Origin of the sequence: Roseovarius tibetensis (assembly GCF_050896375.1) — a bacterium.
GTDB classification, from domain to species: Bacteria; Pseudomonadota; Alphaproteobacteria; order Rhodobacterales; family Rhodobacteraceae; genus Roseovarius; species Roseovarius tibetensis.
This window is the reverse complement of sequence record NZ_JBPBBB010000007.1, coordinates 39,727-60,057: the sequence shown is the minus strand read 5'-3', so window position 1 is coordinate 60,057 and position 20,331 is coordinate 39,727. Positions and strand designations below refer to the sequence as shown.

The window sequence follows — 20,331 nt, the reverse complement described above, 5'->3', positions numbered from 1 at the left end:
GAGCGCCGCAGAGATGGCAATTCTGGACAAACACGCGATCCTCGAGAAGAACATCACGCTTCTCGCGATCTTCGCCTTCATCGTGGTCAGTGTCGGCGGGATCGTGCAGATCGCCCCGCTGTTCTGGCTGGAGAACACGATTGAGGATGTCGAGGGCATGCGGCCCTACTCGCCGCTGGAACTGGCCGGGCGCGACGTCTATGTGCGCGAGGGCTGCTACGTCTGCCACAGCCAGATGGTGCGTCCCATGCGCGACGAGGTCGAGCGTTACGGGCATTATTCCCTCGCGGCCGAGTCGAAATACGACCATCCGTTCCAGTGGGGGTCCAAGCGCACCGGGCCGGATCTGGCGCGCGTCGGCGGACGTTATTCGGACGACTGGCATGTCGATCACCTGCGGGACCCGCAATCGGTGGTGCCGGAATCGGTGATGCCGAAATATGGCTTCCTTGAAGACCGCATGGTCGACGCCACGTATATAGAAGACAGGTTGAGAACGGACGCCTTTGTGGGCGTGCCCTACACGGACGAGATGATCGAGAACGCAGCCGCCGATTTCCGCGCCCAAGCCGACCCCGATGCCGACACAGAAGGTCTCTTGTCGCGCTATCCCAAGGCGCAGGCCCGCAATTTCGACGGACAGCCGGGGATTTCGGAAACCGACGCGCTGATCGCCTATCTTCAGATGCTGGGCACGCTGGTCGACTTCTCGACCTTCACTCCGGACCCGAGCCGTTAGGAGGGCACCGATATGGAAACCTATTCGATGTTGCGCCAGTTCGCAGATAGCTGGATGTTGCTGGCGCTGTTTCTGTTCTTCATCGGGGTGGTGATCTGGGTCTTCCGCCCCGGCGCCGGCAAGAAATACGAGGAGCCGGCCAACATCCCGTTCCGACATGAAGACAAGCCGGCGCCCGCAAAAGATGGTGCGCAAGACAAGGAGACACGCTGATGGTGTCCGACAAGAACAAGTCCGCGGACAACAAGGTCCGACCGCCCGAGCGTCACTACCCCGACCCCAAGAACCGGCGCCGGGGAAAGCCTGAAGAGCCCAAGACGACCGGCCATTCCTGGGACGGGATCGAGGAATACGACAACCCGATGCCCCGCTGGTGGCTGTGGACCTTCTACGCCTGCATTGCGTGGGGCGTGTGGTATGTCATCGCGTATCCCGCCTGGCCGCTGGTTCAGGGGGCCACCGAGGGCTACAAGGGCTGGTCGACCCGCGAAAACATCGCTGTCGAGCTGGCCGAGGCCGAGGCCGCCAACGCCGAGATCAACGCGCGGCTGGTGTCTGCGGAGCTGACCGAGATCCCGGACAATCCCGAACTGCAAAGCTATGCCGTCTCGGCGGGCGACGCGGTGTTCAAGACATGGTGCGCACAGTGCCACGGCTCGGGTGCGGCCGGCGTCAAGGCGGGCGGGTATCCCAACCTGCTGGACAATCACTGGCTATGGGGCGGGTCTGTCGAAGAGATCCATTACACCATCGCACATGGCATCCGTAACGAGGATGATCCCGACGCTCGGTATTCGCAGATGCCGGCCTATGGCGAGATCCTCGAGCGTGAGCAGATCGATCAGGTCGTCAATTACGTGATGTCGTTGTCCGGTGATCCGCGGGATGCACAGGCCGCCGAAGCAGGCGAGGAGATCTTTCTGAACAACTGCGCCGCCTGCCATATGGAAGATGGCAGCGGCATGACGGCCATGGGGGCGCCCGCGCTCAACGATCAGATCTGGCTGTATGGCGGGGATTACGACACGATCATGGAAACCGTCACCTATAGCCGCTTTGGCGTCATGCCGCCCTGGAACGAGCGGCTGTCCGAGGCCGAGGTGCGCGCCGTCGCCGTTTATGTCCACCAACTGGGCGGTGGTGAATGATCGATGCAACCGATCCCCGACCGTGCGTGGCCACGGTCGGGGATCCGTGACCGGCCGCCCGCCGCGGGGCCGGTCCGACCGTGACTGACCCCGGACATCCCGATGGTTCGGCCGCTTTGCGGGTCCAGTCGTTCGGCCGGGTCGCCGGGAACGCCGTGGGGCGCTGTGTCGCAGGACCGGGCCGGATCGAACGCACGGCATCCGTTGTAAAGGGGCTTACCCCGGACAAGGCGGATACTTATTTGATGGGTTCAAGAGTCATCATTTGATGCAGGTCAAGGTCTCCGGCCCGCGCGCCTGCCACAAACGCCCCCGACGACCTGAACATTTCGGAGTGTCTCCGTGACCGATACCCCCAACACCCCGCCATCGCTCTATGCCGCGCGAGAGCCGGTCTTTCCCAAGAAGGTGTATGGCCCGTTCCGCAACCTGAAATGGGCGATCCTGATCATCACCCTCGGGATCTATTACGTCACCCCTTGGATCCGGTGGGATCGTGGATCGAATCTGCCCGATCAGGCTGTGCTGCTCGACCTCGCGGAACGCCGGTTCTTTTTCTTCTGGATCGAGATCTGGCCGCATGAATTCTATTTCGTCGCCGGTCTGCTGATCATGGCGGGGCTGGGGCTGTTCCTGTTCACCTCGGCGCTTGGCCGGGTCTGGTGCGGCTATGCGTGCCCGCAGACGGTGTGGACCGACCTCTTCATCACGGTCGAACGCTGGATCGAGGGTGACCGCAACGCACGCCTGCGTCTGCACCGTCAGAAATGGGATGCCAAGAAGATCAGGTTGCGCCTCGTGAAATGGGCCACGTGGCTTGTGATCGCGGTGGCAACCGGCGGGGCCTGGGTGTTCTATTTCGCCGATGCGCCGACGCTGATGGTGGATCTCTTCACACTCGACGCGCATCCGATCGCCTATACGACGATTGCCATCCTGACCGCGACGACCTTCTTCTTCGGCGGGTTCGCACGCGAGCAGATCTGCATCTATGCCTGCCCATGGCCACGCATCCAGGCGGCGATGATGGACGAGGACACGCTGACGGTGGCCTATCGCGAATGGCGCGGCGAACCGCGCAAGCATTCCGAAGAGGTAAAGAACGGCGCAAAGCAGGGCGATTGCATCGATTGCATGGCCTGCGTCAATGTCTGCCCGGTGGGGATCGACATCCGCGACGGCCAGCAGATGGAATGCATCACCTGTGCGTTGTGCATCGACGCCTGTGACGAGGTCATGGAAAAGATCGGCAAGCCGCGCGGGCTGATCGATTACATGGCGCTGACCGACGAGGTCAACGAACGCGCCGGCCACCCGCCAAAGCCGGTCTGGAAACACGTCTTCCGGCCGCGTACGGTGCTGTACACGTCCCTGTGGGCGCTTGTCGGGATCGGGCTTGTCGTGGCGCTGTTCATCCGCTCCGACATGGACATGACCGTGGCCCCGGTGCGCAATCCGACCTATGTCACGCTGGCGGACGGATCGGTGCGCAACACGTACGAGGTCCGGCTGCGCAACATGCATCATGGCGAAAGGCGCTTCAACATGTCGGTCAAGGGCGATCCGACGATCAGGTTGCAATTGGAGGGCACACCCTACAGCTCGCTCACCGTGCCCGCCGACGAGATGCGCCTGCAACGGGTCTACCTGATCGCGCCGCCGGGGTCGGATCCGGCGCAATCCGATCGCACCGACGTGCGGCTCTGGATCGAGGACACGCTGAACGGCGAACGCAGCTACAAGGACACGGTCTTCAATGGAAAGGGCGAGTGATGGCAGGACGAGAGATCACCGGTAAGCACGTGCTCATCGGTTTCGTTGCCGCTTTCAGCGTGATCATCGGAGTCAACCTTGTGCTTGCCTTTTCGGCGGTGCGCACCTTTCCGGGGCTGGAGGTAAAGAATTCCTACGTCGCAAGCCAGGAATTCGACGACCGCAAGGCGGCGCAAGAGGCGCTTGGATGGACGGTCTCGGCGGATCATTCCGGGGGGCTGCTGACATTGCGCATCACGAACGAGGCGGGTCGGCCCGTCGCGGTCGCCGACCTGGACGCGACGGTGGGCCGGGCCACGCATGTGCAGGATGACCAGACCCCCGATTTCAACTTCAACGGCAACGCCTATGTCGCGCCAGTGGCGCTTGGAGACGGCAATTGGAACATCCGCATGACCGCCCGCGACCATGACGGCACGCTGTTCCGACAGCGGGTCGTGTTGCACAAGGACTAGGACATGACCGCCCCCCTGCGCCCGTCGCCGTCGGCCTGTCCGGCCTGTGCCGCGGCCCCCGCCGCCGAGGCGTGCGCGGCGCGTGATCTGCCCCGTGCGCAGATCGCATTGTCGCTGCCGACGATTCACTGCTCGGCCTGCATATCGAAAATCGAGCGCGCGCTGGACGCCGACCCGCGGGTGATATCCGGGCGCGTCAACCTGACCTTGAAGCGCGCCAGCATCGAGGCCGCGCCCGACGTGACGGCAGAAGAGATGCGCGCGCTGGTCGAGGGGCTGGGATACGAGGCGCACGAGCTCGATCCCGGCACGCTCAATGCCACCGCGACCGACCGCGCCGGCCGCGATCTGCTGATGCGCCTTGCCGTGGCGGGCTTTGCCGCGATGAACGTGATGCTGCTGTCGGTCTCGGTCTGGTCGGGGGCCGAGGCCGCGACGCGCGACATGTTCCACTGGATTTCCGCTGCGATCACACTGCCGGCAATCGCCTTTTCCGGGATGCCGTTCTTTCGCAACGCCTGGGGTGCGCTGCGGCAGGGCCGGCTTAACATGGATGTGCCGATCACGCTGGCCATTCTGCTGGCGATCGCCACGTCGCTGTGGGAAACCGCACTGTCGGGCGCGCATGCCTATTTCGATGCGGCGCTGGCGCTGACGTTCTTCCTGCTGGCGGGCCGGTATCTCGACCACCGGACGCGGGCCATTGCACGCTCGGCGGCCGAGGAGTTGACGGCGCTGGAGGTGCCGCGCGCGACGCGGGTGACCGATGCCGGCGACGCGCAGGTCAACGTCTCCGACCTTGCCGTGGGCGATGTGATCCGCGTGCGGCCGGGCGGCCGGATGCCCGTGGATGGCGTCATCGTGACCGGCACGTCCGAACTCGATCGATCGCTGCTGACCGGCGAGACACTGCCGGTCTTCGCCGGCGAGGGACAGTCGGTCAGCGCCGGCGAGGTGAACCTGACCGGGCCGCTGACCATACGTGCTACCGCCGTGGGGTCCGACACCTCCCTGCACCGCATGGCCGACCTTGTGGCGATCGCGGAATCAGGGCGGTCGCGCTACACGTCACTGGCCGATGGCGCGGCCAAGCTCTATGCGCCCGGCGTGCATATCCTTGCGGGGCTCAGCTTTGTCGGTTGGTATGTCTACACGTGGGACATGCGCACCGCACTCAACATCGCGGCGGCGGTTCTGATCATCACCTGTCCCTGCGCGCTTGGCCTCGCGGTGCCGGCGGTGACGACGGCAGCCTCGGGGCGGCTTTTCCGGCGCGGTATGCTGATCAAGCACGAAACCGCGCTGGAGCGATTGGCGCAGGTCGACACGGTGGTTTTCGACAAGACCGGCACGCTGACCGCGGGCACGCCGCGCCTGACCAACCTTGACGCGCTGCCGCAGGATGCGGTCGAACTGGCACTGGCACTGGCGCAAGGCTCGTCGCACCCGCTTGCCCGCGCGATCACGGCTGCCGCGACCGGCGCCGGATACACGGCCGCCCGGGTCCGGGACGTGACAGAGGTGCCCGGTTACGGCACCAAGGGTATCGCCGAGGGTCGCGAGGTTCGCCTTGGGCGCGCGGGCTGGACCGGCGCGGACGGCGTGGCCGAGACCGCGACTTTTCTCAGGATCGGCGATCAGCCGCCGGTGGCGTTCACCTTTGCCGATGCCGTGCGCCCCGGTGCCGAAGACGCCGTCGCGGCGCTGACTCGTCAGGGAAAACGTGTGATCCTGATGTCTGGTGATACCCCGCTCGCGGTGGAAACACTGGCCGACAGGATCGGCATTCCGGAATGGATGGCCGAGGCGTTGCCGGCCGACAAGGCCGCGCGGGTCGAGGCCCTGACGCGCGAGGGGGCGCGCGTCTTGATGGTTGGCGACGGGCTCAACGACACTGCGGCACTGGCGGCGGCGCATGTCTCGATCTCGCCGGCCTCGGCACTCGACGCGGCGCGGGTCGCGTCGGATATCGTGCTTTTGGGGAATGATCTTTCGACCATCGGCACGGCCTGCACGACAGCGAAATCCGCGACACGCCGGATTACCGAGAATTTCCGCATTGCCACGGTCTACAACGTGATCGCGGTGCCGCTGGCCGTGGCCGGGCTGGCCACGCCGCTGATCGCGGCCTTGGCCATGTCGCTCAGTTCGATTACGGTGTCGCTGAACGCCTTGCGATTGAGGTAAGCGATGAACATCCTCACCTATCTGATCCCGATTTCCCTCGTGCTTGGCGGTCTCGGTCTCGCGGCCTTCATCTATACGGTGAAATCCAACCAGTACGATGACCCGGAAGGCGACGCACGCCGCATCCTGTCGGATGACTGGGACGACCACCCGAAACCCTGACCGTCGCTTCTTCTTGGATTAAATACCCCTGCGGGGCCGGGGGGCAGCGCCCCGGTGTCGGATATGCGGTTGGGCCGGCAGCATCGTCGTCTGAACACCCTGATGCTTGCGCGCGGCGGCTCAGCTGGGGCCGATCATGAAGCAGGTGATCTGCTTTGCCTGCAGGCGGCGACAGGCGAGATCGGCACTCTCGCGGGTCATCCCCATGAAGTTCGCGTCGAATCCGGTCGGGCGTTTCACCACCTTGCGCAGGCTGCCATCAAGCGTGCTCATCTCGGTCAGGGCGGTCTGAAGCAGGATCTGCCGTGCCTTGTACTGGGTGGAATAGCGCCCGATGTTCACGCCCCAATGCCGCCCGTCAGAGCTGGAGACCCGCCGCACCACTTCCTTGACCGGCTCGGTCGCCTCGGTTGCCGGCAGTGCGGCCGCACGCGGGCGTGGTCGCACCGCCGGTACGGTCGCGTCGTCGGTGCTGCCCTCGGCAAACTGTTGGGTGCGCTCCGCGCTGGCGCTCGCAACGGCCTCTTGCGCGGCGACGAGGGCGCGTTCGATATCCTCGTTGTCGGCCAGCAGCAGCGGTGCGCGCTCGGATCCGGGGCGGGGTAGGGGGCGCAGGCTGCGACGTACGGCGGCCGCGGCTGCGGCACGTGTCGTACGTGCGGCATAGGCGGGTCGGTCCTGACCGGCGGCGATGTGCACCGCACTGGTGCCCATCTTGCCCAGGTAGGCCGGGCGTGCGGGCCTCACGATCGCGACACGGGTCGCAGATTTCCGGAACCCGAGATCGAGAAGCTCGGCAACTTTCGCATTGCGCGTCGTGGTCGACTTGCCCCCGAACACGGTGGCGATGACATGCTTGCTCCCGCGCCGCGCACTGGCCACGAGTGTAAAGCCCGCCGCGCGCGTGTAGCCCGTCTTTATCCCGTCCGCGCCGCGATAGCTGCGCAGCATGCGGCGGTTGGTGTGATAGACGGTCTTCATCTGCGTATCCGCCGAGATCCGCGAGAACAGGTTGTAATACTGCGGATAGTCGTAAAACACGTGTCGGCCCAGCAGGGTCATGTCGCGCGCTGTCGACAGGTGCCCGCTTTCGGTCAGGCCATGAGCGTTCTTGAAGGTCGTGTCCCGCATGCCCATGGATTTCGCCGTGCGGTTCATGCGTTTCGCAAAGCGGTCCACCGACCCCTCGATCGCCTCGGCGAGGGCCGTGGCGGCGTCATTGGCCGATTTGACCGCTGCCGCCCGGATGAGATACCGCAGGGCGATCTTTTGTCCGGCGCGCAAGCCCAGCTTGCTGGGCGGCTCGCGGGTGGCGTTTCTTGAAATGGTCACCCTGTCGTCAAGGCCGATTTCGCCGTTCTCGACCGCCTCGAAGACGATATACAGCGTCATCATCTTGGTCAGCGAGGCCGGGTGCAGCCGCGCTTCGGCATTGCGTGAATACAGCACCTGTCCGTTTCGCGCATCGATCACGTATCCGGCATAGGGTGCCGCTGCCACGGTCAACGGCGCGAGGACAAGCATCCCGATCACCGCGAAAACAGCCAGCCCCCATCGAGCCGGCGACATGCCCAGTTTTGTCATAGAACCGCTCTTTCACTGCCTCGCGCCGCCGGTTTTCCGACTGGCATTTTTATCACCAATAGCACACAAGCAGTTCTGGATAAAGTCCTAGTTTTGTTGGCATTTTGTCGATCTTGCTGTGATGTGATCAATATCTGGTGTCTTGCACCCCCTCTACTGGCCCAATAGCCACAAGATGGCGGGTGGTTTAGCGGGATTTCTCGTGCTCGAACCTTTGGCGGGCGACGGCCTCGTGGCGTTCGGATGTCCGGTGATCGGCAAGCGCCTGTTCGACGTAGGTGAGATGGTCTGCGACGGCATCGCGCGCCGCGTCAGGATCACGCGCCTGAAGGGCGGCGTTGATGGCCTGGTGTTGCGCCAGCAGCGCGCCGCGGGTCGTGCGCTGTTTGAACATCACCTTGCGGTTGTAGAAGACTCCCTCTCGCAACAGCTGGAACATCGATCGCATCATGTGCAGCATGATGACATTATGGCTGGCCTCTATGATCGCCATGTGGAATTCGGCATCCAGCCGCGCCTCGTCCGCGGGGTCGGTCTTGCGGTGGGCGGCCTCCATCTTGTCCATCAGGGCCTGTATCACCTGCAGGTCGGTATCCGAGGCGAACCGCGCCGCGCGCCATGCGGCCAACCCTTCGAGATCGCGACGAAAGCTGATATAATCAAAGACGGACTCGTCATGTTCGGCAAAAAGGCCGATCAGCGCGTCCGAAAACGCGCTGCCAAGCACATCGGCCACGTAGATACCCGCGCCAGCGCGGGTGGTCAGCAATCCCTTGTCCTGCAGGTTTGCGACCGCTTCGCGCAGTGACGGCCGCGAGACACGAAACTTTTCCGCAAGGTCGCGTTCGGCGGGCAGGCGCTCGCCCGGGCGCAGGATACCGCGCAGGATGAGGGTCTCAATCTGTTTGGCCACGGATGCGGACAATCTTTCCGGGGTCACGGGGTGAAACGGCATCGCCACGTCCTTTCACGATCAGGCAACGATAGAATCGCGGCGTGGCACGGGCAAGACCGTCCGCCGCCATACGGTATTTTTACGCCGGGCCGCACCGCGAAAGCGTTTCTTAACCGTTTGCGATCCAGGGTGTGACATGCGCTTTGTGTCCGCCATTCTCTTTGTCGTGCTCGCGGCCTGCAATATGCCGGGGCCCGGTTTCGGCGATGTCGCGCCCGTCCGGATCGCAGTCGGGAAAAGCGTTTTCGATGTGCGCGTCGCCGGAGGTTGGGCCGAGGCGGTGCGCCTCACGCCGGAATGGGCCCCACGCCCCGCCGCCGTGGTGCCACGTGCCGTCGTGGCGATTGAGGCGGTCAGCAGGTGCCGTGCCGTGCGGCTTGGCGGGGATCAGGCGGTGATACTGGCGCAACTGGACTGCGGGGCCGGTCCGCCACCGCGACCCCCACCAACCTACATCTGTGCCGTCGAGGATCTGGGCAAAGGCGAGGCCGATCTTGTCTGTCGACCGCGTCCCGACTGATCACAACGCCTTGTGCATGAATATCGACGAGGGCGAAGCGGGATAGGCGCCGAACGGTGCGCATTCGACAAAGCCGTGGCGCGCATACAGCCTGTGCGCCGAGTCGAGACCGCGACCCGTCTCCAGTTTGAGGGCGCCCAGCCCACGCTCGCGCGCCTCCGTCTCGATCCGCCGAAGGATCGCGTCCGCGATACCCCGCCCGCGCGCGTCCTCGGCCACGAACATCGATTTCACCTCGCCATAGCCGCCGCACAGCGCCAGCGCGCCGGTGCCAAGGCATGTCTCGCCCTCGAACGCCGCGAAGAACCGGATATCGGGCCCACGAAGCGCGTCGAGATCAAGGTAGAAATTCTCGTCTGGCGGGAAAAGTGATTGCATCAAGGCATGGCTCGTCTTCAGCAGCGCGGCCGCTCCCGGCGCCGTCGGGTCGGCGGGCGTCACCTGATACGAGGCTGTTGCGGATGATGACCCCATGGCGACCTTTCCCAGACGAGACATTCTAAATTTAACAGGTCCACGTCACTACACAAGCCTCGCGACGGCGTGGCTATTTGCAATATCCTGCGGGCAACCGCCCAGTGGGGCCCATATCCTGTGGTTCGCCATTGACAGCCGCGTGTCGGCCCGGCCACACTCAGGCACCGTTGAATCATTCAGTCAGGGGCAAACGTGCAGTTTTCCAGACTCAGGCTGACCGGCTTCAAGAGCTTCGTCGACCCCACGGATCTGGTCATATCGGACGGTCTGACCGGCGTGGTCGGGCCGAATGGCTGCGGTAAATCGAACCTGCTGGAAGCCTTGCGGTGGGTCATGGGCGAAAACCGTCCCTCTGCCATGCGTGGCGACGGGATGGAGGATGTCATCTTTGCCGGCGTCGCCTCGCGCCCGGCGCGCAACTTTGCCGAGGTGGTGCTGCATCTCGACAATTCCGATCGCCTTGCGCCGGCTGCCTTCAACGATGCCGACAGCCTCGAGATCGTGCGCAGGATCACCCGCGACGTGGGCAGCGCCTACAAGGTCAACACCAAGGATGTGCGCGCGCGCGACGTGTCGATGCTGTTTGCCGATGCCTCGACCGGGGCACATTCGCCGGCGCTGGTCCGGCAGGGTCAGATCTCGGAATTGATCAACGCCAAGCCCAAGGCGCGGCGGCGCGTTCTGGAGGAGGCGGCGGGTATCTCCGGGCTCTACCAGCGGCGCCACGAGGCCGAGCTGAAACTGCGCGCCGCTGAGACGAACCTGGCCCGGGTCGATGACGTGGTCGATCAGTTGGCCGGGCAACTGGCGCAACTGGCCAAGCAGGCCAAGCAGGCCGCGCGCTATCGCCAGATCGGCGAGGAATTGCGGCAATCCGAGGGCCTGTTGTTCTACCGCCGCTGGAAAGAGGCCGACATCGCGTGCGCGGAGGCCGAAGAAAATCTGCGCGCCTGCACGACCGAAGTCGCACGCGCCGAGGCGGCGGCCCGCGAAACGGCCAGCCTGCGGGTCAGCGCCGACGAGGCCGTTCCCGGTGCGCGCGAGGAAGAGACCATCGCGGCGGCGATCCTGCAGCGGCTGGTGGTCGAGCGTGACACGTTGGCCGAGCAGGAGACGACGGCCCGCGACCGGATCGCCACGCTCGAGGGGCGCATCGCGCAGCTTGCCCGCGACATCGACCGCGAGACCGGCCTCAACCGGGATGCGGGCGAGACGATCACCCGGCTTGACGCCGAGGCGGCGGAGCTGGCCGAGGCGGCCAAGGGTCATGACTCCCGGTTGGCTGCCGCGCAATCCGAAGCCGAGGACGCGGCGCGCATCCTGCAAGACCGCGAGGCCGATCTGAGCCAGACGACCGAGGACATGGCGCGTCTGTCGGCCCGTCACCAATCGGCGCAGCGGCTGATTGATGATACCCGCAAGACAGTGTCGCGCAGCGAGGCCGAGGCCGAGCGCGCGCGCGCCACCGAGCGGCAATCGCAAGCGGCGCTGGAAAAGGCGCAGACCGATCATGCGGCGGCCACCGAAGCCGAAGCGCGCGCCGTCGCCGAGGCGCAGGCTGCAGAGACCGCGCTGGAGACCGCGAATGCCGCGCTGGCCGAGGCACAGAGCCGCGAGGCCGAGGCCCGCGCCGCCCGGTCGGAGGCCGAGGGAGAGACCGGCGCGCTGCGCGCCGAGGTCACCGCGCTGACCCGGCTGGTGGACCGCGACCGCGGCGAGAGTGGGCAGATCCTTGACCGCGTGCAGGTGCAGACGGGCTATGAGACCGCGCTTGGCGCGGCGCTTGCCGATGATCTGCGTGCCCCCGAGGTTGCCGCCGACGGTCCGTCCGGCTGGGCCGTGCTGCCCGATTACGCCGACCCGCAGCCCTTGCCCGAGGGGGTCACGTCGCTTGCCGCGCATGTGTCTGTTCCGGATGTTCTGGCGCGGCGGATGGGGCAGGTGGGGCTTGTCGACGCCGCCGATGCGCCGCGTCTGCACGCCCATCTGAAGCCCGGTCAGCGGCTGGTCAGCCTGGCGGGCGATCTGTGGCGGTGGGACGGATTGCGTGCGCGTGGCGAGGATGCGCCAAGTGCGGCCGCGCTGCGTCTGCAACAGATCAACCGGTTACAGGAATTGACCCGGCAGCTGGAAGAGGCCGATGCGCGCGCCGCGGCTGCGGCGCAGGCGCATGACGCGCTGAAGGCCACGCTCGATCAGCGCAGCGCCGAGGATCGCACGGCCCGCGACGCCCGGCGGGCCGCCGATGCCGCCGTCAACGAGGCCAATCGCGCGCTCAGCCGTGCAGAGGCGGATCGCAACCTCGCGGACTCGCGGCTCGAACAGCTCGGCCTTGCCGTGACCCGGCACGAGGACGAGGCGATGTCGGCCCGCAAGGACCTCGCAGAGGCTGAAAAGGCGCTGGCCGATCTGGGCGATCTTGACGCGATGCGTGCGGCGTTGGACGACATCAAGGTGACGGTCGAGGCGGCGCGCATGACGATGATGACCAAGCGGTCAGCGGCCGACGAGCTGCGCCGCGAGGGCGAGCGCCGCGACCGCCGCGCCGATGCGATCGCCAAGGAAATCGGCGGCTGGCGGCGCCGGCTGGAGACTGCCGAGACCCGCAGCGCGGAACTGGCCGCGCGCAAGGAGACGTCCGAGGCGGAGCTGGCCGAGGCGCGTGAAATTCCAGAGACGCTGGCGGCCAAGCGCGCCGATCTGACGGCCGAGATCACCCGCAGCGAGGCCCGGCGCGCGGCGGCCGCAGACACGCTGTCACAGGTCGAAGGCGCGGCGCGGCAGGCCGCGCTGGACGAGCGGGACGCGGAGCGCCGCGCCGGCGAGGCGCGCGAAGCGCGGGCACGGGCCGAGGCGCGTGTCGATGCCGCGCGCGAGACGCGCGACCGGGCCGCCGACCGGATCGCGGAGGTGCTGGACCTGACGCCCGAGGCCCTGCTGGAAACGCTAGGCGTCGATCCCGACACCATGCCGGAATCGGAGACGATAGAGGCCGACGTGGCCCGCCTCAAGCGGCAGCGCGATGCGCTTGGGGCGGTCAATCTGCGCGCCGAAGAGGACGCCCGCGAGGTCGAGGCCGAGCATGACAGCCTGTGCACTGAAAAGGCCGATCTGGAAGAAGCGATCAAGACGTTACGTGGCGGGATCGCGAGCCTCAACCGCGAGGGGCGCGAGCGGCTCTTGACCGCGTTCGATCAGGTCAACGCCAATTTCGCACAGCTTTTCCGGCATCTATTCGGCGGCGGCGAGGCCCGGCTGACACTTGTCGAAAGCGATGATCCGCTTGATGCCGGGCTGGAGATCATGTGCCAGCCGCCGGGCAAGAAGCTGTCGACGCTCAGCCTGTTGTCCGGGGGTGAGCAGACGCTGACCGCGCTTGCGCTCATCTTTGCGGTGTTCCTCGCCAATCCGGCGCCGATCTGTGTGCTCGACGAGGTCGACGCGCCGCTTGACGACGCGAACGTGTCCCGGTTCTGCGACATGCTGGACGAGATGTGCCGCCGCACCGACACGCGGTTCCTGATCATCACCCACCACGCCGTCACGATGAGCCGGATGGACCGGTTGTTCGGCGTGACGATGGCCGAGCAGGGGGTCAGCCAGCTTGTGTCGGTGGATCTAAAAAAGGCCGAGGCGATGGTGGCGTGACGGGTTCGGCCCGTCTGGCCGTGCGGCGTGATGACGGGGAAATCGTGGGTCGGACACACGAAAAACGCCGCCCCAACGGGGCGGCGCGCAGTGCGGTCGGTATGACGCGGGCGTTCAGAAGCCCAAGCCGGCATACTTGTTCTTGAACTTCGAGACGCGGCCACCGGCATCCATCAGGCGCGAGCTTCCGCCGGTCCAGGCCGGGTGCACCGACGGGTCGATGTCGAGCGACAGGGTGTCGCCCTCGGCCCCGTAGGTCGAGCGCATCTGCACTATGGTTCCGTCGGTCAGTTTCACGTCGATGACGTGGTAATCTGGGTGGATCTTCTGTTTCATGGCTCTGGTCCTCAGGTCGACTTGAACTTGCGGGGCTTGTACCGGGTATCTTCCGAGATACGGGCCGACTTGCCGCGACGCTCACGCAGGTAATACAGTTTGGCGCGGCGCACGCGGCCCCTGCGGATCACCTCGATCTTGTCGATATTCGTCGAATAGAGCGGAAAGATACGTTCCACCCCTTCGCCAAAGGAAATCTTGCGGACGGTGAAGGACCCGGCGATTCCGTGGCCGTTCTTGCGGCTGATGCACACGCCCTCGAACGCCTGCACACGGCTGCGGGTGCCCTCGGTCACCTTGTAGCCGACGCGGATCGTGTCGCCGGCCTTGAAATCGGGAATTGTCTTCCCGAGCGAGGCGATCTGTTCCGCCTCCAATTGAGCGATAATATCCATCGCCTTACTCCTGATCTGAATGCGGTTTGGCCCGCAAATGTGTGTCACGCCCCGAGCGCTCCTGGTCTTCTTCCGGGTCCGCTCACGTCGCTGTGGAACGCCCGCCGGAGATCGGGATCGTCTTGTTGTGTCCGTCGCCTGCGCGTGGCGGTCGCGATGGATCGAAGAAGATCCTGCGACGAGGGAAGCCAACGCAAACACACCGGGCGCGGAACACCTGCCCGGATGACAGGCGTATAGGTGAGTTGGTCGCGTGGATCAAGCCGTCTCGTCGCGCCCCGAACGGTGTTTTTCCCAAAGATCGGGCCGGCGTTCGGCAGTCAGGCGTTCGGACATCTCGCGCCGCCATCGGGCCACCCGCGCATGGTCGCCCGAGGTCAGGACCTCGGGGATCGTGCGGCCCTGCCATTCGGCGGGCCGGGTGTAGTGCGGGTGTTCCAGCAGGCCGCTTGCATGGCTTTCCTCCTCGGCGCTGGTCGCATTGCCGAGGACACCGGGCAGCAGCCGCACACAGGCATCGATCAGGGCCTGCGCCGCTATTTCGCCGCCGGTCATGACGAAATCGCCAAGCGAGACCTCTTCGATGGCGTGATGGTCGATCACCCGCTCGTCGAGCCCCTCGAAGCGGCCGCAGATCAGGGTGACGCCGGGCCCGTCGGCCAGCCGTCGTGCCATGGCCTGATCGAAGCGCCGCCCGCGCGGGCTGAGATACAAAAGCGGCGCTGCGCGCGGCGCATCCCGCAGCGCGTGCGAAATGGCGCGGCCCATGACGTCGGCGCGCAGCACCATCCCCGCACCGCCCCCGGCGGGCGTGTCGTCGACATTGCGATGCTTGCCCTCGCCGAAGGGGCGCAGGTCGATCGCGTCGAGCGACCAAAGCCCGTCTTTCAGCGCGCGCCCCGTCAGGCTTTCGCCCAGTATGCCGGGAAAGGCCTGCGGTAGCAGGGTGATGACCTGCGCCCGCCACGCATCGGCGCGTTCGCGGTGCGGGGTGATCAGTTCGCGCGGCTGCAAGGTGGCGCGGATGGATTTGGTGCCGTGGGATCTGGGTGTGTCCGTCATGTCAGCCCCTCGGGCGGGTCGGCGACGATTCGGCCCGCTGCGAGATCGACGGTCGGGACGGCCGTCTTCGTGAAGGGCAGAAGCACCGTGTCGGACCGGCCCGGCATATGCAGCTCGAGCAGATCCGTGGCCCCGTGATTGAGCACGGCCCGCACCCGGCCAAGTGTCGCGCCGCCGGTGTCGACCACCTCCAGCCCGACGAGATCGGCGTGGTAGAACTCGTCATCCGGCAGGCCGGGCAGGCGCGCACGCGGCACGTAAAGCCGTGTCCCGCGCAGGCTGTCGGCCTGCTCGCGGGTCGCGACGCCGGAAAGCCGCGCGGTGAACGCGTTTCCGGTCTGGCCGGTGAGGGTCACGTCGAAGCTGTGCGTGCCGTCTTCGGACATCAGTGGCGCGTAATCGGCGATATCCTCGGGCGTTGCGGTGAAGCTCTTGAGGCGCACCTCGCCCTTTACGCCAAAGGCGCCGGCCAGTGCGCCCACGCAGATCAGGGTGTTGTCGGTCATGCTGGCCTCTCGGGGGACTGCGCACTGTGCGCAATGTGGGATGCATCCATCAGCGCACCTCGATCGGCAGAGAGGCGCGGCGCGTTTCCCAGCCGGCCTTCTCCAGTTCCGGCGTGTCGCTGGTCTCTTCGGGCCAGCCGACGCAGAGATACGCCACAAGGGCCCAGTCTGGCGGGATATCCAGCGCCCGGCCGAGATCCTCAGGGTCCAGGATCGACACCCATCCCACGCCCAGCCCGTGCGCGCGGGCGGCGAGCCAGAACTGCGTGATGGCCCCGACCACGGAATAGCGCCGCATCTCGGGCATGGTCTGCGCGCCGAGGCCCGCGCCCTTTTCGGTTGCCTCGTCGCAGTAGACGGCAAGCTGCACAGGGGCGTCCTGCATGCCTGAAAGCTTGAGATTGCTGTAGAGATGCGCGGTGTCACCGTCATACCCCGCAAGCGCGCGGGCATTGGCGGCGCGGTAATTTTCTAGGGCTGCGGCGCGCGCGGCGGGCGATTGCACATCGACCACCCGCCACGGCTCGCTCAGCCCCACAGAGGGGGCCAGCAGGAACGTGTCGAGGCAATCGCGCAATACCGCCGCGTCCACGGGATCGGTGCGGAAGCGGCGCACGTCGCGCCGCCACCGCATGAGATCGCGCAAGTCAGTCTGGAAGTCCTTGGAAAACATCGACATTCCAGCGCCCTGCCTTGATCACTCGGCCGGGGCGTCGGCGGCGGCGCTGGCCTTGGCGGCTTTCTGTTCGGCGCGCTCCTGCGCTTTCTTGCCGGGGACGGCCTTCTGCATGTTGGCGCGATTTTTCTTCTCGATGACGCCAGCGGCCTCGAGCATGCGGCTGATCCGGTCGGTCGGCTGCGCGCCGAGGTCGAGCCAATGCTTGATGCGCTCGGCATTCATCTTCACCCGGTCCTCGCTGTCCTTGGGCAGAAGCGGGTTGTAGGTGCCCAGCTTTTCGAGAAAGCGGCCGTCGCGCGGCATGCGGCTGTCGGCTGCCACGATGCGGTAGAAAGGGCGTTTCTTGGAGCCTGCACGTGCAAGGCGGATTTTCATGGCCATTGGGTCTCTCCTTTTATGGCGTGGGTTCGGGGGTGTGAGGTCACGCCCCCTACGATTTTTGCCGCTCGTGATGATGGATCACCTCGGCAATGATGAAATTCAGGAACTTCCGGGCGAATTCGGGGTCGAGATCCGCCGATTGCGCCAGGTCTTCGAGCCGTTCGATCTGCGCGGCCTCGCGCGCCGGATCCGACGGGGGAAGGTCATGCTCGGCCTTGAGCCGGCCGACGGCCTGCGTATGCTTGAATCGTTCGGCCAGAGTGAAGACAAGGATCGCGTCCAGCCGGTCGATGCTCTGGCGATGCTCGCCCAGCAGGGTGGCGGCGCGTGTGGCGGTGTCAGTCAACGGGCATCCCCTTCGGTCGGAACATCGGATCGCAGTAATGGTCTATCTCGAGCTCGATCGCGTCGCGCAACTGCCCCGAGGCAATGCGCGCGGGGTCCGGGTGGCGATACACCGCGTCGGTGCCGTCGATGGTCGCAGCGCATCGATCCTTGACGCAGCCCAGCCGTTCGGCCAACCGGATGCTGTCGAGGTTGCGGGGGTCGATATAGCTGACAGCGCCATCCCAGCCCTGCTGCTCGTAGAGATGCCGACGGACCGCATGCGTGGCCTCGAGTGCGTAGCCGCGCCCCGACTTGCCGGGCCAGATGATCCAGGCGATCTCGCGTTCGGGCCACTTGGCCGGGAACCAACCGCCGGCCATGCCGCAGGTCTCGCCGCTGTCCTTGTCATGGACCATCCACATCCCGAAGCCGCGCACCACCCAGTGCCCGATCTCGGCGGCGTAGAGCATCCACGCCTCGTAGGCGTTGAGCGGCCCACCCATGAAACGCGACCGATAAGAGGCGAAGGTCGCCTTGAAATCGGGGTAATCGACGGCCTCGGGGCCGCGCAGCGCGAGGCGGCGGGTCTCGATCACGGGAATGTCGGGGTGGTGTGTCATGCGCAGGCCTCGACCCGGCCGGCCGCGTCGGGGCCGGGATGACGGTAGAGGTAATCGCGGCCCATCGAGATGTTGACGTATTCGCGTTCGAACCACGCACCGAGACGTTCGGCAAGCGCGATCGAGCGTGTGTTGCCGGGCACGATATTCGAGGTGAGCGTGGTCAGGCCGAGATCCTCGTAGGCGTAGCGGCGTGCGCGCAGTGCGGCCTCGTGCGCGATGCCGCGCCCCTCGAAGCCGTCGAACACCACCCAGCCCAGTTCGGGCTCGGGCCAGCCTTCGGGGTTCCATATGCCGGTGATGCCGGCGGGCTGGCCGCTGGCCTTGTCCTCGATCGTGAAATAGCCGTAGCCGTGGATGTGCCAATGCCCGATGTTGAGCGCGAACCAGCGCCATGCCTCGCCGCGATTGGCGGCCGCACCGAAGCCCGCCGCGCGGATCTGGTCGAGCAGGAAGGCGATCATCGGCTCTGCGTCGCGCCGCTCGGGGCCGCGCAGGACGAGATGCCGGGTTTCCAGCACGGGCGCATTGGTCAACGCCATCATGCCACCTCCGGCCCGGATGCGGGCCGTGCCGTCGCGATCGAGTATTTCTGGAAAGATGAAACCGGGGTGTACATCGTGGTCATTTCTTCTTTCCGAACCCCGACAGGCCCGGCGGCAAGGACGGGGCGCCGCCCATGCCGCCCGGCATGCGGCCGCCCATGGACCTGGCCGCCTCTTCCATCGCCTTGGGGTCGTTCATGTCGGGCATGCCGCCGCCGCCCTTGCCCATCATGCCGCCAAGGGCCTGCTTGAGCGAGTTGCGCCCGCCCTTCTTGCCGAGTTTTTTCATCATGTCGGCCATCTGGCGGTGCATCTTGAGCAACTTGTTGAGATCAGAGACCTGCTGGCCCGCGCCCGCCGCGATGCGTTTCTTGCGGCTGGCCTGCAGCAGGGCGGGGTTGGCGCGTTCCTTCTTGGTCATCGACTGGATGAGGGCGACCTGATGCGTGATCACCTTGTCGTCAAAGCCTGCGTCCTGCACCTGTTTGGCCATCTTGCCCATGCCGGGCATCATGCCCATCAGGCCCTCCATGCCGCCCATCTTCTGCATCTGTTCAAGCTGGCTGCGCAGGTCGTTCATGTTGAACTGACCTTTTTGCATCCGGCGCATCATGCGTTCGGCTTGTTCGGCCTCGATGGTGTCCTGGGCCTTTTCCACCAGCGCCACGATGTCGCCCATGCCGAGGATGCGACCGGCGATACGCTCGGGCTCGAAGGTCTCGATGGCCTCCATCTTTTCGCCGGTGCCGACAAAGCGGATGGGCTTGCCGGTGATCGCGCGCATCGACAGCGCGGCGCCGCCGCGCCCGTCGCCATCCATCCGGGTAAGCACCACGCCCGAGACGCCGATCTTGTCGTCGAACTCGGTGGCGACGTTGACCGCGTCCTGACCGGTCAGGCCATCGACCACCAGCAGCGTTTCGCGGGGACCGACCGCGTCGCGCACCGCCGCCGCCTGCGCGATCAGGTCGGCGTCGATATGCAGCCGACCCGCCGTGTCGAGCATGTAGACGTCATACCCGCCAAGGCTGGCCTGCGTCCTGGCGCGTTTGGCGATCTGGACCGGGTCTTCGCCCTTGACGATGGGCAGCGTGTCGACGCCGATCTGGCGACCGAGAATGGCGAGCTGATCCATCGCCGCGGGGCGGTTGGTGTCGAGCGACGCCATCAGCACCTTCTTGCCGTCGCGATCATGCAGGCGCTTGGCGAGCTTGGCGGTGGTGGTGGTCTTGCCCGACCCCTGCAGGCCGACCATCAGGATCGGCGCGGGCGGGTTGTCGATCTTGAGCGCGCCGGGATCGCCGTCGCCGCGCAGGGTGTCGATCAGCGCATCATGCACGATCTTGACGACCTGCTGACCGGGTGTGACCGACCGGGTGACGGCTTGGCCGGTCGCCTCGGTTTCGACCCGCTTGATGAAGTCGCGGGCGACGGGCAGCGACACGTCCGCCTCCAGCAGGGCCACACGGACCTCGCGCAGGGCGGTCTTTACGTCCTCGTCGGACAGCGCGCCCTGCTTGGTGAGCCGGTCGAGGACGCCGGAGAGGCGGTCGGACAGATTTTCAAACATCGCTCGGGCTCCTGTCGCCGGTTGCTGTCTGTCGTCCGATATAGGGCCGACGGGTCACACGATAAATGCCCCCGTGGGCGCAACGCGCTGACGGGGGGCGATCCCGGACCGCGTCCAGGACCGGAAGCAAGACGCCTCCGGGATTGGACAGGGATTACGCGGGCGCGGTGCGGGTGTCAAGCAAGGCATGATCCGCGTGGGGTGCGCTGTTGCGCATCGCGCCTCAGGGTCTAGACTGCGCAGCGGGTTCCGTGGCGGGATC

At 65.9% G+C, this 20,331-nt stretch carries 22 protein-coding genes; 9 read left to right on the top strand and 13 right to left on the bottom strand.

Going from position 1 to position 20,331, the window contains the following annotated elements; translation table 11 throughout:
• The first annotated feature begins 13 nt into the window (after positions 1 to 13).
• From ccoO to ccoS, 7 genes are all read left to right on the top strand, one after another.
• The gene (ccoO, locus tag ACROSR_RS06935) at positions 14 to 739 is read left to right on the top strand and encodes a cytochrome-c oxidase, cbb3-type subunit II (protein WP_432683421.1); all 726 of its coding nucleotides are present in this window, start codon (positions 14 to 16) and stop codon (positions 737 to 739) included.
• Between the two features lie 12 nt (positions 740 to 751).
• Positions 752 to 952, top strand: a complete 201-nt coding sequence (locus ACROSR_RS06930) for a cbb3-type cytochrome c oxidase subunit 3 (protein WP_432683420.1) — start codon at positions 752 to 754, stop codon at positions 950 to 952.
• Entirely contained in the window at positions 952 to 1,887 is a 936-nt protein-coding gene (ccoP, locus tag ACROSR_RS06925; protein WP_432683418.1) for a cytochrome-c oxidase, cbb3-type subunit III, read from the top strand. The genes ACROSR_RS06930 and ccoP overlap by 1 nt, the downstream gene beginning before the upstream one ends.
• A gap of 342 nt (positions 1,888 to 2,229) precedes the next feature.
• Positions 2,230 to 3,660 (top strand): cytochrome c oxidase accessory protein CcoG, encoded by a 1,431-nt coding sequence (ccoG, locus tag ACROSR_RS06920; protein ID WP_432683417.1) that lies wholly within the window; start codon positions 2,230 to 2,232, stop codon positions 3,658 to 3,660.
• Positions 3,660 to 4,115, top strand: a complete 456-nt coding sequence (locus ACROSR_RS06915) for a FixH family protein (RefSeq protein WP_432683415.1) — start codon at positions 3,660 to 3,662, stop codon at positions 4,113 to 4,115. The genes ccoG and ACROSR_RS06915 overlap by 1 nt, the downstream gene beginning before the upstream one ends.
• Positions 4,116 to 4,118: 3 nt before the next feature.
• Positions 4,119 to 6,302, top strand: coding sequence for a heavy metal translocating P-type ATPase (locus tag ACROSR_RS06910; RefSeq protein WP_432683413.1), 2,184 nt, complete (start codon positions 4,119 to 4,121; stop codon positions 6,300 to 6,302).
• 3 nt (positions 6,303 to 6,305) lie between these two features.
• Positions 6,306 to 6,464 (top strand): cbb3-type cytochrome oxidase assembly protein CcoS, encoded by a 159-nt coding sequence (ccoS, locus tag ACROSR_RS06905; protein WP_432683411.1) that lies wholly within the window; start codon positions 6,306 to 6,308, stop codon positions 6,462 to 6,464.
• Between the two features lie 120 nt (positions 6,465 to 6,584).
• On the opposite strand, the gene ACROSR_RS06900 is transcribed toward ccoS, so the two are convergent.
• A complete protein-coding gene (locus tag ACROSR_RS06900; protein ID WP_432683409.1) occupies positions 6,585 to 8,048 on the bottom strand; it encodes a D-alanyl-D-alanine carboxypeptidase family protein in 1,464 nt (487 codons plus the stop codon).
• Positions 8,049 to 8,235: 187 nt separating this feature from the next.
• Positions 8,236 to 9,003, bottom strand: coding sequence for a FadR/GntR family transcriptional regulator (locus ACROSR_RS06895; protein WP_432683407.1), 768 nt, complete (start codon positions 9,001 to 9,003; stop codon positions 8,236 to 8,238).
• 136 nt (positions 9,004 to 9,139) lie between these two features.
• Here ACROSR_RS06895 and ACROSR_RS06890 point away from each other — a divergent pair, with 136 nt between their 5' ends.
• Positions 9,140 to 9,523, top strand: coding sequence for a hypothetical protein (locus ACROSR_RS06890; RefSeq protein WP_432683405.1), 384 nt, complete (start codon positions 9,140 to 9,142; stop codon positions 9,521 to 9,523).
• On the opposite strand, the gene ACROSR_RS06885 is transcribed toward ACROSR_RS06890, so the two are convergent.
• Positions 9,524 to 9,997 carry a GNAT family N-acetyltransferase gene (locus ACROSR_RS06885; RefSeq protein ID WP_432683403.1) on the bottom strand — a complete coding sequence of 158 codons (474 nt, stop codon included), beginning with the start codon at positions 9,995 to 9,997 and terminating at the stop codon, positions 9,524 to 9,526. It lies immediately after the preceding gene.
• Positions 9,998 to 10,192: 195 nt separating this feature from the next.
• Between ACROSR_RS06885 and smc the strand changes: the two genes are divergently transcribed.
• Positions 10,193 to 13,648, top strand: a complete 3,456-nt coding sequence (smc, locus tag ACROSR_RS06880) for a chromosome segregation protein SMC (protein ID WP_432683401.1) — start codon at positions 10,193 to 10,195, stop codon at positions 13,646 to 13,648.
• Positions 13,649 to 13,762: 114 nt separating this feature from the next.
• Here the strand turns inward: smc and rpmE are convergent, their stop codons facing one another.
• From rpmE to ffh, 10 genes are all read right to left on the bottom strand, one after another.
• Positions 13,763 to 13,984: a 50S ribosomal protein L31 gene (gene rpmE, locus ACROSR_RS06875; RefSeq protein WP_432683399.1), complete on the bottom strand. Its 222-nt coding sequence runs from the start codon at positions 13,982 to 13,984 to the stop codon at positions 13,763 to 13,765.
• An 11-nt stretch (positions 13,985 to 13,995) separates the two neighbouring features.
• Positions 13,996 to 14,379, bottom strand: a complete 384-nt coding sequence (gene rplS, locus ACROSR_RS06870) for a 50S ribosomal protein L19 (RefSeq protein ID WP_432683397.1) — start codon at positions 14,377 to 14,379, stop codon at positions 13,996 to 13,998.
• A 258-nt stretch (positions 14,380 to 14,637) separates the two neighbouring features.
• Positions 14,638 to 15,441 carry a tRNA (guanosine(37)-N1)-methyltransferase TrmD gene (gene trmD / locus ACROSR_RS06865; RefSeq protein WP_432683395.1) on the bottom strand — a complete coding sequence of 268 codons (804 nt, stop codon included), beginning with the start codon at positions 15,439 to 15,441 and terminating at the stop codon, positions 14,638 to 14,640.
• Positions 15,438 to 15,947 carry a ribosome maturation factor RimM gene (rimM, locus tag ACROSR_RS06860; protein WP_432683393.1) on the bottom strand — a complete coding sequence of 170 codons (510 nt, stop codon included), beginning with the start codon at positions 15,945 to 15,947 and terminating at the stop codon, positions 15,438 to 15,440. Before rimM ends, trmD begins: the two co-directional genes overlap by 4 nt.
• A gap of 49 nt (positions 15,948 to 15,996) precedes the next feature.
• Positions 15,997 to 16,626 (bottom strand): 5,6-dimethylbenzimidazole synthase, encoded by a 630-nt coding sequence (gene bluB, locus ACROSR_RS06855; protein WP_432683391.1) that lies wholly within the window; start codon positions 16,624 to 16,626, stop codon positions 15,997 to 15,999.
• Between the two features lie 18 nt (positions 16,627 to 16,644).
• On the bottom strand, positions 16,645 to 17,007 hold the full coding sequence (rpsP, locus tag ACROSR_RS06850; RefSeq protein ID WP_432683389.1) for a 30S ribosomal protein S16: 363 nt from the start codon (positions 17,005 to 17,007) through the stop codon (positions 16,645 to 16,647).
• Between the two features lie 49 nt (positions 17,008 to 17,056).
• Complete coding sequence (locus tag ACROSR_RS06845; RefSeq protein ID WP_432683387.1) at positions 17,057 to 17,353, bottom strand: chorismate mutase; 297 nt, start codon at positions 17,351 to 17,353, stop codon at positions 17,057 to 17,059.
• Complete coding sequence (locus ACROSR_RS06840) at positions 17,346 to 17,954, bottom strand: GNAT family N-acetyltransferase (protein ID WP_432683385.1); 609 nt, start codon at positions 17,952 to 17,954, stop codon at positions 17,346 to 17,348. The genes ACROSR_RS06845 and ACROSR_RS06840 overlap by 8 nt, the downstream gene beginning before the upstream one ends.
• Positions 17,951 to 18,496 (bottom strand): GNAT family N-acetyltransferase, encoded by a 546-nt coding sequence (locus ACROSR_RS06835; protein ID WP_432683383.1) that lies wholly within the window; start codon positions 18,494 to 18,496, stop codon positions 17,951 to 17,953. Before ACROSR_RS06835 ends, ACROSR_RS06840 begins: the two co-directional genes overlap by 4 nt.
• A gap of 82 nt (positions 18,497 to 18,578) precedes the next feature.
• Entirely contained in the window at positions 18,579 to 20,069 is a 1,491-nt protein-coding gene (gene ffh / locus ACROSR_RS06830; RefSeq protein ID WP_432683381.1) for a signal recognition particle protein, read from the bottom strand.
• Positions 20,070 to 20,331 lie beyond the last annotated feature (262 nt).

What these genes read in the sequence shown, in the direction of transcription:
- ACROSR_RS06835 (WP_432683383.1), bottom strand. Translation starts at nt 18,496, where the DNA reads ATGGCGTTGACCAATGCGCCCGTGCTGGAAACCCGGCATCTCGTCCTG.
- ACROSR_RS06930 (WP_432683420.1), top strand. Translation starts at nt 752, where the DNA reads ATGGAAACCTATTCGATGTTGCGCCAGTTCGCAGATAGCTGGATGTTG.
- rpmE (WP_432683399.1), bottom strand. Translation starts at nt 13,984, where the DNA reads ATGAAACAGAAGATCCACCCAGATTACCACGTCATCGACGTGAAACTG.
- ACROSR_RS06840 (WP_432683385.1), bottom strand. Translation starts at nt 17,954, where the DNA reads ATGACACACCACCCCGACATTCCCGTGATCGAGACCCGCCGCCTCGCG.
- ccoP (WP_432683418.1), top strand. Translation starts at nt 952, where the DNA reads ATGGTGTCCGACAAGAACAAGTCCGCGGACAACAAGGTCCGACCGCCC.
- ffh (WP_432683381.1), bottom strand. Translation starts at nt 20,069, where the DNA reads ATGTTTGAAAATCTGTCCGACCGCCTCTCCGGCGTCCTCGACCGGCTC.
- ccoO (WP_432683421.1), top strand. Translation starts at nt 14, where the DNA reads ATGGCAATTCTGGACAAACACGCGATCCTCGAGAAGAACATCACGCTT.
- rpsP (WP_432683389.1), bottom strand. Translation starts at nt 17,007, where the DNA reads ATGGCCATGAAAATCCGCCTTGCACGTGCAGGCTCCAAGAAACGCCCT.
- ACROSR_RS06890 (WP_432683405.1), top strand. Translation starts at nt 9,140, where the DNA reads ATGCGCTTTGTGTCCGCCATTCTCTTTGTCGTGCTCGCGGCCTGCAAT.
- ACROSR_RS06915 (WP_432683415.1), top strand. Translation starts at nt 3,660, where the DNA reads ATGGCAGGACGAGAGATCACCGGTAAGCACGTGCTCATCGGTTTCGTT.
- ccoS (WP_432683411.1), top strand. Translation starts at nt 6,306, where the DNA reads ATGAACATCCTCACCTATCTGATCCCGATTTCCCTCGTGCTTGGCGGT.
- ACROSR_RS06885 (WP_432683403.1), bottom strand. Translation starts at nt 9,997, where the DNA reads ATGGGGTCATCATCCGCAACAGCCTCGTATCAGGTGACGCCCGCCGAC.
- rimM (WP_432683393.1), bottom strand. Translation starts at nt 15,947, where the DNA reads ATGACCGACAACACCCTGATCTGCGTGGGCGCACTGGCCGGCGCCTTT.
- rplS (WP_432683397.1), bottom strand. Translation starts at nt 14,379, where the DNA reads ATGGATATTATCGCTCAATTGGAGGCGGAACAGATCGCCTCGCTCGGG.
- ACROSR_RS06895 (WP_432683407.1), bottom strand. Translation starts at nt 9,003, where the DNA reads ATGCCGTTTCACCCCGTGACCCCGGAAAGATTGTCCGCATCCGTGGCC.
- trmD (WP_432683395.1), bottom strand. Translation starts at nt 15,441, where the DNA reads ATGACGGACACACCCAGATCCCACGGCACCAAATCCATCCGCGCCACC.
- ACROSR_RS06900 (WP_432683409.1), bottom strand. Translation starts at nt 8,048, where the DNA reads ATGACAAAACTGGGCATGTCGCCGGCTCGATGGGGGCTGGCTGTTTTC.
- bluB (WP_432683391.1), bottom strand. Translation starts at nt 16,626, where the DNA reads ATGTCGATGTTTTCCAAGGACTTCCAGACTGACTTGCGCGATCTCATG.
- ACROSR_RS06910 (WP_432683413.1), top strand. Translation starts at nt 4,119, where the DNA reads ATGACCGCCCCCCTGCGCCCGTCGCCGTCGGCCTGTCCGGCCTGTGCC.